This is a genomic window from Methylobacterium sp. WL6 (genome assembly GCF_008040095.1).
GTDB lineage: Bacteria > Pseudomonadota > Alphaproteobacteria > Rhizobiales > Beijerinckiaceae > Methylobacterium.
Genome location: NZ_VRVH01000177.1, coordinates 1 through 9,323, shown reverse-complemented (window position 1 = coordinate 9,323; position 9,323 = coordinate 1). Strand labels below are relative to the sequence as shown.

Here is a 9,323-nt window from a genome sequence, read left to right as displayed (position 1 = left end):
CATGCAGGTCGCGCTGCCCGGTGCGCGTACGAAACCGCTGCCGTATCCCGGGCACGGCTGAGACGTCGCCTTGGGCGGCGCCTTCTCCCATTCGCGGGCCTCGCACGGCGACAGCCCGATCGCGGTGATCAGGATGACGCCGGCGATGCGATGCGATCGCCCGATGACGCCCTGCCCCGCCGCCGGCCTTCCCTGTTCACGCATCGCGGCCCCCGGCGGTTCGATCGGCCCGCACGTCCCCCTGCCCGGCGCGTCGGGCCATGCGGGGGCGTGCGCGATCCGATGGCGAGCGGGCGGGTGCCCGCGCCATGGAGAAGGAGGATAGCCCGCCGGATCAAGGACGATCAATCCGTCCCGCTGCGCCGGCGTCAGCTCATGTAGTTCACCAGCGACAGCTTCGAGAGCGACGAGGTGATCTGGTAGCTCGCCTGGAGCCGGTTCTGCATCTCGAGCAGCTTGGAGGCGACCTCCTCGATCGGCGCGCTCTCGACGCCGTCGACGGTGTTCTGCAGCGTCAGCCGCGTCGCCGCGTTCTGGGATTTCGCCGAGGTCAGGGTGCTGGCGGCCAAGCCGAAATCGACGGCGATCGATTCGAGGCTCGGATCGTCCGAGGCCTTGCCCAGGAGGGTGGAGGTCCGGCTCGTCAGGGCCGCGTACCGGCCTGTGACGGTGCTGCCGCTCGGATCGGCCATGCCGTCGACGGCGAGCGCGGCGAAGCCCGCGAGCGCCTTCTGGATCGGCACCTCGTTGGCGCGCGCGCCGACCGGGACGTCGAGATTGGCGCCGGCACGGACCGAGGCGGTGGCGCGCGGATCGGTGCTCGCGGCGTCGCCCTGGTACCAGATCACGGTGTCGGTCGAGGCGGCGTCCTTGTAGGTCGGCGTCGCGCCGGACGTATCGATGCGCTTGGGCGTCTGGCCGGAGGCGGTCGAGGCCGAGAAGAAGTCCTCCGCGGCGCGGGTGGTCGAGCTGGCCGAGAGCGGGCCGGCGGCGGCCGCCCCCAGCGCGGTGGTCAGCGCCGCCTTCATGTTGGCCGCGGTGGTTGCCGCGTCCGCGCCGATGGCGAAGGTGCCGGTGGCGGCCGTTGTGCCGCTCGCCGCCGCGGTGAGCGTCACGCTGGTCTTGGTGCCGTCGTGCAGCGCCAGCTCGATCGTGATGCTGTCGCCGACCTTGGGCTGGCCCGACAGGCCGATGTCGTAGGCCGCATAGGCGCCGCCGCCGAAGGTCGCGTTCAGGGCCGGCGTGTTGCCGCTCTGGACGCTGGCGACGGTGCCGCCCTGCGTTGCGGCGAAAGCGTTCAGCCCGGCGGCGGCGGCCGCAGGCGATCCGAACAGGCCGAACGCGGTGGTCGAACCCGCCGGGACGGATGCGGACGCCGTGAGGTCGAAGGATTTCTGGCTGCCGTCGGCGAGATTGACCGTGACGCGGAAGCTCTCTCCGGCGACCGGCGCATGATCGAGCCCGGTCACCGTCGCGGGCGTCGCGGTGTTCGTCGCGGCGGCCGTGATCGCGCCGGTGGCGGTCGCCGAAACGAGGCGGAACCCGAAGTTCGCGCGCGTCTCGCCGGTGGTGTCGGCTTGGTCCTCCGACAGCTGGAACGTGTTGCCGGCGCTGGTCGCGCCGAGCTGGAGCCGGCCGAGGCCGTCGGCTCCCAGGTCGGCCGCCTTCTGTTGCGCGACTAGGGTCGCGAGCCCGTCCTGCTTCGGCGTCGTCGTGCTGTCGCCGTTGAGGATGATGTCGGTTGACTTCACCGGCCCGGTGTCGGTGGTCCGGCCGCCGAACAGGTACTGCCCGGCCGAGCTCTGGCTTAAGGCGTCGATGGCGCCGTCGAGGTCGGCCCGGCCGAGCTGGGCGGTGACGGTGGTGCCGACGCCCTGCGGGTTCGTGGCGATGCCGCGGCGCAGGTCGCTCGTCAGCGTCGTGATCTGCTGCAGGCTGGTGGAGGCCAGCTGGACCCGCGTCTGCGCGGCGTCGATCCCGGCATCGTAGCCGTCGAGCGCGCTCAGCGTGGCGCGCGCCGTGAGGCTGCTGCTCCGCCCGGCGCCGAGGCCGCCATAGGTCTCCGCCGTGCGGCCGGTGGAGAGCTGCGTCGTCAGGACGTCGAGCTGGCTCTTCATCGCGAGGAGCTGCGAGGTCGACCGCGTCTTCAGGTAGCTGCCGGCGGCGAAGGGGCTGATCGTCGTCATGGGCTGTCCCTCAGATCCGCAGGAGGGTGTCGAGCATGTCGCGGGCGGCGGTGAGCACCCGGGCGTTCGCGGAATAGGCGGTCTGCAGGGCAATGAGGTTCGACATCTCCTCGTCCACGCTGACGCCGGCCGACTTCGCGAACCGGCCCTGAGCGGTCGAGAGCGCGACGCTCTGGCCCGAATCGAGGCTGGACGCGTTGGCCGCCGCCGCTCCCTGCGCGGCGATGATGTCCTGCGCGAAGCTCGTCACGCTGGTCGCATAGGGCGCGGCGACGCCGCCGATCCCGCTCGACGACGAGAAGGTCTGCTGCGCGGTGGTCAGCGCGTCGTAGGCGAATTGCGCCCGCGTGGCGCTCGACCCGGTGTTCGCCGGTCCCGGCGCCGTCAGCGCCGCGGTATTGGCGCCGAGGGCCGGGTTGACGGTGATGCGCTGCGCGAAGCCGGTGAGCTGCGAGCCGGCATCGAACGACCCGGTGAACAGGCCCTTGCCCGATCCGTCGACGAACAGCGCGATCTGCGGGTAGGCGGTGGAGAAGTCGGTCGCGCTCGTCGGCGCGGTCTTCGTCGCCGTGGCGGCCACCACGCTGAGGCCGCCGCTGCCCGACACCGTCACGGTCGCGCCGCTGGCGGTCGCGGACAGCGCCGAGCCATAGCCGCCCCCGAGCTTCCCCAGCGCAAGCTGGACGCCGGCGAGGCCCGTGGTGACGTCGAAGGTCTGCGCCAGCGCGGTGCCGTCGTCGGTCAGGCTCGGGTCGACCGACGTCGAGTCGCCCTTCGACGCGATCAGGATGACGTTGCGCATCGACCCGTTCGCGGCCTTCACCGTGAGGGTCAGCGTGTTGCCGGGCTGCATCCCGGTGAGGTCGATCGCCGTGCCCGCCCCGCTGGCGGTGCCGGTCGTGCTGGTGTCGGTGAGCGCGCTCGCCATCCCGGCGGCGAGGTCGTCGAGCTGGCGCTGCACCTGCGGCAGCGTCGTGTCGCGCAGCTCGAGGTCGGCGGCGATCGATCCGGAGCGCAGCACGCCCGGCTCGCCGAGGTCGATCTTGCCGCCGCCCGGCGTCGTCGCCGTGATGGTGCCGACGCTGCGCTTCGATGGATCGGTCGAATAGGCCGCGTTGGGCCCGAGGGTGGTGCGGCCGTCGAAGCTGAGCGTCGCCGCCGTGCCGCCGGCGACGAGGTTCACGCCGGAGCTGGTCGAGATCGAGACGGTGCCGTCGCGCTGGTCGGCGGTCTGGATGTCGAGGTAGCCGGACAGCTCGGTGATCTTCTGGTCGCGCTGGTCCTGCAGGTCGGCCAGGGTGGAATCGTCCGTGGTCGATTGGATCTTCACGTTGAGGGCGGCGATGCCGCTCAGCAGCGTGCTGGCGCTGGCGGTCTGGGTGCCCAGGCTCGCCTCGATGCCGCTGCGGAGGGCCTGGACGCTCGTCGCGATGCCGTTGATGCTGCCGGCGAGGCCCGAGGCGGCGTTGAGCACCGTCGTGCGGGCGGCGGCCGAGGTCGGGTTCGCGGCCAAGGTCTGAAGCGAGCCGGTGAAGGTGTTGACCAGGCCGTCGAGCGCGGTCGCGCTGCCCGGCGTGCCGAACAGCGTGTCGACCTGCCCCGCGATGTCGGCCCTGGTGCTGGTATAGGCGGAGCCGGCGGTCTCGAGGCGGAGCTGCTTCAGGGCGGCGGCGTCGAAGCTGCGCGTGATCGTCCCGGTCGACACGCCGGAATTGCCGACGCCGGACGAGATTGTGGTGATCGTCCGCTTGACGTAGCCGGCGGTGCTCGCGTTGGCGACGTTCTGCGAGACCAGACCGATGGCGGTCTGCGTCGCCTTGAGGCCGGCGGTGGCCGTCTGGAGGGCGTTCAGAGCCATGGCGCCGGAGGTCCTCTCTCACTGCCGCGTGCGGATGACATGACCTCAGCGGATGATGTTGAGCAGGTCCGACATCATCGTCTGCGCGGTCGACATCACCTTCGTGTTGGCCGAGTACGCTTGTTGGGTAACGATCATCTTTGAAAATTCGCTTGCAATGTCCGTGTTCGACGATTCGACGCTGGCGCCCACGATCGTGGACCCGTCGAGGCCGGCCAGCGGCACGCCCGAATCGAGCGTCTGCGCGTAGGTCCCGTTCGACAGCGGCTTGAGCCCGTCCGGATTGATGAAGCGCGCGATGCCGACCGAGGCGAGCTTCACCGAGGAGCCGTTCGAGAAGGCGCCCATGATGCTGCCGTCGGTCCCGACCGAGACGGAGTTCAGGGTTCCGGCTGCGTAGCCGTCCTGCGTCAGGGCGTTCGTGGTCACCGCGCCGGACGCGGCGGCGTACTGGGTCAGCGTGGTCTTGTCGAAGGCGATGTTGATGCTGCCGAGATTGGTCCCGTTCACCGTCATGTCGGTGATCGTCGCGTCGCCGCCGGAGGGCTGGATCAGCTGTCCGCTGCTGTCGAAGGTAAAGCCGCTGCCCGCGTTGGTCCAGGCGCTCTTGGTTTGGTCGGCCGAGCTGTCGGCGGCGTAGAACAGGTTCCAGATCGCCGGCTGGGCCGCGGTCGCCGGCGTCGTGGTCGCATCCGCGAGTTTGGCGTCCTGGATTTTCGCCCAGCGGGTGGTGACCTGAACCGGTGCGCCGGTCGTGGTGTAGGCGGTCAGCGACGGGCCGGCGATGCTGCTGTTGACGAACGCGGGAGCGTTTCCGGCGCTGACCTGCTTGTTCGCCGTGGCGGTGCCGTCGGTCGCGGTGACGAGCGCGCTGGTGTCCGGGAGCCCGTTGGCGTCCTCCGGCGTGTAGAGCGCGGATCCGCCGGCCTTGGACGCGTTGGTCGTGGCCGGCGTCGCCGGCAGGTTCGCGCCGTAGGTGATCGTGGTGGTCGGCTTCGCCGCCAGCGTCTGGTTGGCGATCTTGATCGGGCCGGAACTCGAGACCTGGCCCGTCACCGCATCGTAGTTCTGGCCCTGCAGGTAGCTCCCGGCGCCGTTGACGAGGAAGCCGTCCTTGTCCGGGGCGAAGTCGCCGCGCCGGGTATAGACCGGCGTGCCGGAGAAGGCGGCCTGCCCGTTGGCGTCCCCGGTCTTGGCCTGGACGGTGAAGAACCCGTCGCCGTTGACCGCCATGTTGGTCGCGACGGTCGACGAGGCGATGTTGCCCTGGAGGCTGTTGGTCAGCTGCGACTGGGCCAGCACCGTGCCGGCGACCTCATGCTTCGGCGTCTGCTCGGCGAGCAGGTCGACGAAGCTCGTGTCGATGCGCTTGTACCCGGTGGTCTGCGAGTTCGCGATGTTCCCGGAGATGTTGTCGATGGCGTAGGACTGGGCCTTCAGGCCCGAGACCGCCGTCTGCAACGCGGTGAAGATGTCCATGGCGCGCCGTCTTTCCCGGGTCGGCGACGCGCATGTGGCGGTCGCCTGATCGGGGACCGGCGCGCAACCGCCGTGCCAGGGCCAAGCCCTTGATATCGTTGAGCCGCCGTCGCCGAACCCGGCAGAAACCCACCGTTCCGGTCCGCCGACCCGGCAGCTTCTGCCGGCTGCGGCAGCGTTTACCGGCCCTTATCGTTGGCGCGGTAGAACCCGACGTCGTCCGCGGGACTCGGGACCCACATGCGTGCCAAGCGAACGAGCCTCGTCCACCTGATCTACTTCTCGCGCCTGACCCTGTCGTCGGACGTGCAGGTCCGCACCGGCCAGGTCGGCGAGATCACCCGGCACGCGCAGAAAAAGAACGAGTTCTCGGTGATCACCAGCTTCCTGCTGGTGGAGCAGAACTTCGCCGCGCAGGTGATCGAGGGCGAGCGCACCTCGGTGCACGAGACCTTCAACCGCATCTTCGCCGACGACCGCCACCGCGACGTGCAGATCTGCGAATGGCGCGAGATCACCAAGCGCGAGTTCGTCAATTCCTGCCGCAGCACCATCCGCTCGTCGACGACCGACCCGCACTTCGCCAAGGCGAACCTGCTGCCGATGTTCCAGCGCGGCACGCCCAAGGCGAGCTCGATCCACGCGCTGGCGCTCGCGCTTCAGGCCGAGGAGATGTCCAAGCAGGGCATCGACCACCTCTTCATCTAAGGCGGGTCATTTCATTCCGGTGCAATCTCCGGGATGGAAGAGAGCAGTTTTTTCATCCCTTTCACCCAATCTCGCCATCGGACCTTGAACCCACGGCCCGCTCCATGCCGCAGACGATGTCATGACCGAGACGCCACCGATCCTCATCATTGACGACCAGGAAAAGCTCCTCCGCCTCATCGTGATGCTGATGAATCGCATCGGCTTCCCGGATGTCGAGGGCGTGACCGACGGCGTCGTGGCGCTGGAGCGGCTGCGCGAGCGGAAATACGCCCTCGTCATCTCCGACCTCGACATGGAGCCGATGGACGGCATCAGCCTGCTGCGCGAGATCCGCGCCGACGACGCGCTGATGAACACACCCTTCATCCTGACCGAGACGTCGTTCAACTTCGAGGACATCAACGTCGCCCACCAGGCCGGGGCCGACGCCTTCATCCTTAAGCCGTTCGACATGGCGGTGCTGAAAACCAAGCTGAAGCAGGTCCTCAACCGCAAACCGCGCAAGCGCGAGGCGCCGATGGCCTCGGAATCGACGCTCAGCGTCGATTTCCCGATGCTGGGCAAGTACTGATCCCGCGCCGGCGGCCGATCCGCGCCGGCGCTCAGGCCTGTCGCTTCTGGTAGTCCTTGATGTCGGTGAAGCGCACCGCCGGGTAGCGCTCCTCCTCGTAGCGCAGCGAAAACGCGGTGGTCGCCATGAACACCGGGGCGCCGTCGAGGTCCTTCGCCATGGCCGAGCCGTGCGAATCGATGAACTTGTCGAGCTCAACCTCCGAATCCGACGCGACCCAGCGGCAGACCGAGAAGCGCGTCGCGTCGTAGTCGATCGGCAGGCCGTACTCGCCCTGGAGCCGCTCCTTCAGCACGTCGAGCTGCAGCGCGCCGACCACGCCGACGATCGCGCCCGAGCCGTCCTGCGGCACGAAGACCTGGACGACGCCCTCCTCGCCCATCTGCTGCAACGCCTCGCGCAGCTTCTTCGCCTTCATCGCGTCGGTGAGCTTGATCCGGCGCAGCAATTCGGGGGCGAAGCTCGGCACGCCGCGGAAGACGATGTCCTCGCCCTCGGTCAGCGTGTCGCCGATGCGCAACGTGCCGTGGTTCGGGATGCCGACCACATCGCCGGCGAAGGCCTCGTCGGCGATGGCGCGGTCCTGCGCGAAGAAGAATTGCGGGGCCGAGAGCGACATCGGCTTGCCGGTGCGCACGAGCTTCGCCTTCATCCCGCGCCGGAGCTGGCCGGAGCAGACCCGCATGAAGGCGATGCGGTCGCGGTGGTTCGGATCCATGTTCGCCTGAATCTTGAAGACGAAGCCGGTCATCTTCGGCTCGGTCGGGGCGACGGTACGCTTGTCGCAATCCTGCCCGCGCGGCGGCGGCGCGAAGCGGGCGAGCCCGTCGATGAGGTCGCGCACGCCGAAATTGCGCAGGGCCGAGCCGAAGAAGACGGGCGAGAGGTGGCCCTCGCGGAACGCCTCGAGATCGAAGGCCTTCAGCCCGCCCTCGGCGAGCTCGACCTCCTCGCGCCAGGCATCGGCCTCGCCGTTCTCGGTGAGCAGCCGGTCGAACAGCGGATCGGCGAAGCCGGCGACCGCTTCCGTCCCGGCGTCGTCGGCCGCGTCGAAGCGGCGGACCCGGTTGCCGCCGAGCTCGTAGGTGCCGGCGAAGTTGCGGCCGCGGCCGATCGGCCAGGTGATCGGCGCGACGTCGAGCGCCAGCGTCTTCTCGATCTCGTCGAGCAGCTCGAAGGGCTCGCGCGCCTCGCGGTCGAGCTTGTTTACGAAGGTGACGATCGGGATGTCCCGCAGCCGGCACACCTCGAACAGTTTTCGCGTCCGCGCCTCGATGCCTTTTGCGGCGTCGATGACCATCACCGCCGAATCGACCGCCGTGAGGGTGCGATAGGTGTCCTCGGAAAAATCCTCGTGGCCCGGCGTGTCGAGCAGGTTGAAGACGCAGTCGCCGTACTCGAAGGTCATCACCGAGGTGACGACCGAGATGCCGCGCTCCTTCTCGATGCCCATCCAGTCCGAGCGGGTCGAGACGCGGTTGCGCTTGGCCTTGACCTCGCCCGCGAGCTGGATCGCGCCGCCGAACAACAGCAGCTTCTCCGTCAGCGTGGTCTTGCCGGCATCCGGGTGCGAGATGATCGCGAAGGTGCGCCGCCGCGCCACCGGATCGGCGGGCGGCCTCGCCTCGGTCTTGGTCTGCGGCTGCATCAGCATCGTCAAAACGGCTCTCGGACCCGCATCCGGGGTCGGTGTCGTGGAGTTTCGGGCGGGCCTGCACACCCTTCGAACGGGGCGACCGACCTTTGCGCCCTCCTCTAGGCGCCCGGCCGCCGCTTGGCAAAGACGCGCTGGCGAAGCGACCGGCTCAGCCGCGGCCGATGAACGGCATCGCCGTGGCGGTCAGCGTCATGAACTGGACGTTGGCCGAGAGCGGCAACCCGGCCATGTAGAGAACGGCCTCGGCGACGTGCCGCGCATCCATCACCGGCTCCTGCCGGATCGACCCGTCGGCCTGCCGGACGCCGGCGGCGAACCCGTCGGTCATCTCGGTGGCGGCGTTGCCGATGTCTATCTGGCCGCAGGCGATGTCGTAGGGCCGCCCGTCGAGCGAGGTCGCGCGCGTCAGCCCGGTGACCGCGTGCTTGGTGGCCGCGTAGGGCGCCGAGTGCGGCCGCGGCACGTGGGCCGAGACGGAGCCGTTGTTGATGATCCGGCCGCCGCGGGGATCCTGCCGCTTCATCATCCGGAACGCGCCCTGCGTGCACAGGAACGCGCCGGTGAGGTTGGTGTCGACGCTGGCGCGCCAATCCTCGAGCGAAACCGCGTCGATGGCGGCGGCCGGCGTGAAGATGCCGGCATTGTTGAACAAGAGGTCGAGCCGGCCATGCGCCGCCGCCACGCGGGAAAACAGCCGATCCACCGAGGCCGGATCGGTGACGTTGGCCTCGACGACGAGCGCCGCGCCGATCTCGCCCGCCACCGCGTCCAGAGCCTGACACTTATACACAACTGACGCTCCCGACGACTCCATACGAGAAGATCTCGGTGATCGAAGAATCATTAAAAAAAAAACGAGGC

At 69.1% G+C, this 9,323-nt stretch carries 7 protein-coding genes and 1 pseudogene; 2 read left to right on the top strand and 6 right to left on the bottom strand.

The features are described from left to right. The 4 genes and pseudogenes from FV230_RS30360 to FV230_RS19340 all read right to left on the bottom strand — a co-directional run. A pseudogene (locus tag FV230_RS30360) lies at positions 1 to 348 on the bottom strand (hypothetical protein); the annotation flags it as partial. Between the two features lie 20 nt (positions 349 to 368). After that, the gene (locus tag FV230_RS19350) at positions 369 to 2,186 is read right to left on the bottom strand and encodes a hypothetical protein (RefSeq protein ID WP_147843546.1); all 1,818 of its coding nucleotides are present in this window, start codon (positions 2,184 to 2,186) and stop codon (positions 369 to 371) included. Between the two features lie 10 nt (positions 2,187 to 2,196). Further along, complete coding sequence (flgK, locus tag FV230_RS19345; RefSeq protein WP_147843545.1) at positions 2,197 to 4,044, bottom strand: flagellar hook-associated protein FlgK; 1,848 nt, start codon at positions 4,042 to 4,044, stop codon at positions 2,197 to 2,199. A gap of 45 nt (positions 4,045 to 4,089) precedes the next feature. Beyond that, complete coding sequence (locus tag FV230_RS19340; protein WP_147725062.1) at positions 4,090 to 5,523, bottom strand: flagellar hook-basal body complex protein; 1,434 nt, start codon at positions 5,521 to 5,523, stop codon at positions 4,090 to 4,092. Positions 5,524 to 5,763: 240 nt separating this feature from the next. Here FV230_RS19340 and FV230_RS19335 point away from each other — a divergent pair, with 240 nt between their 5' ends. Both FV230_RS19335 and FV230_RS19330 read left to right on the top strand, forming a co-directional pair. Continuing rightward, positions 5,764 to 6,231, top strand: coding sequence for a BLUF domain-containing protein (locus FV230_RS19335; protein ID WP_147843544.1), 468 nt, complete (start codon positions 5,764 to 5,766; stop codon positions 6,229 to 6,231). Between the two features lie 121 nt (positions 6,232 to 6,352). Next, a complete protein-coding gene (locus FV230_RS19330) occupies positions 6,353 to 6,805 on the top strand; it encodes a response regulator (protein WP_147725058.1) in 453 nt (150 codons plus the stop codon). Positions 6,806 to 6,836: 31 nt separating this feature from the next. On the opposite strand, the gene FV230_RS19325 is transcribed toward FV230_RS19330, so the two are convergent. Both FV230_RS19325 and FV230_RS19320 read right to left on the bottom strand, forming a co-directional pair. Beyond that, positions 6,837 to 8,459 carry a peptide chain release factor 3 gene (locus FV230_RS19325; RefSeq protein WP_147843543.1) on the bottom strand — a complete coding sequence of 541 codons (1,623 nt, stop codon included), beginning with the start codon at positions 8,457 to 8,459 and terminating at the stop codon, positions 6,837 to 6,839. 151 nt (positions 8,460 to 8,610) lie between these two features. Further along, positions 8,611 to 9,276 (bottom strand): SDR family oxidoreductase, encoded by a 666-nt coding sequence (locus tag FV230_RS19320; protein WP_281408305.1) that lies wholly within the window; start codon positions 9,274 to 9,276, stop codon positions 8,611 to 8,613. Positions 9,277 to 9,323 lie beyond the last annotated feature (47 nt).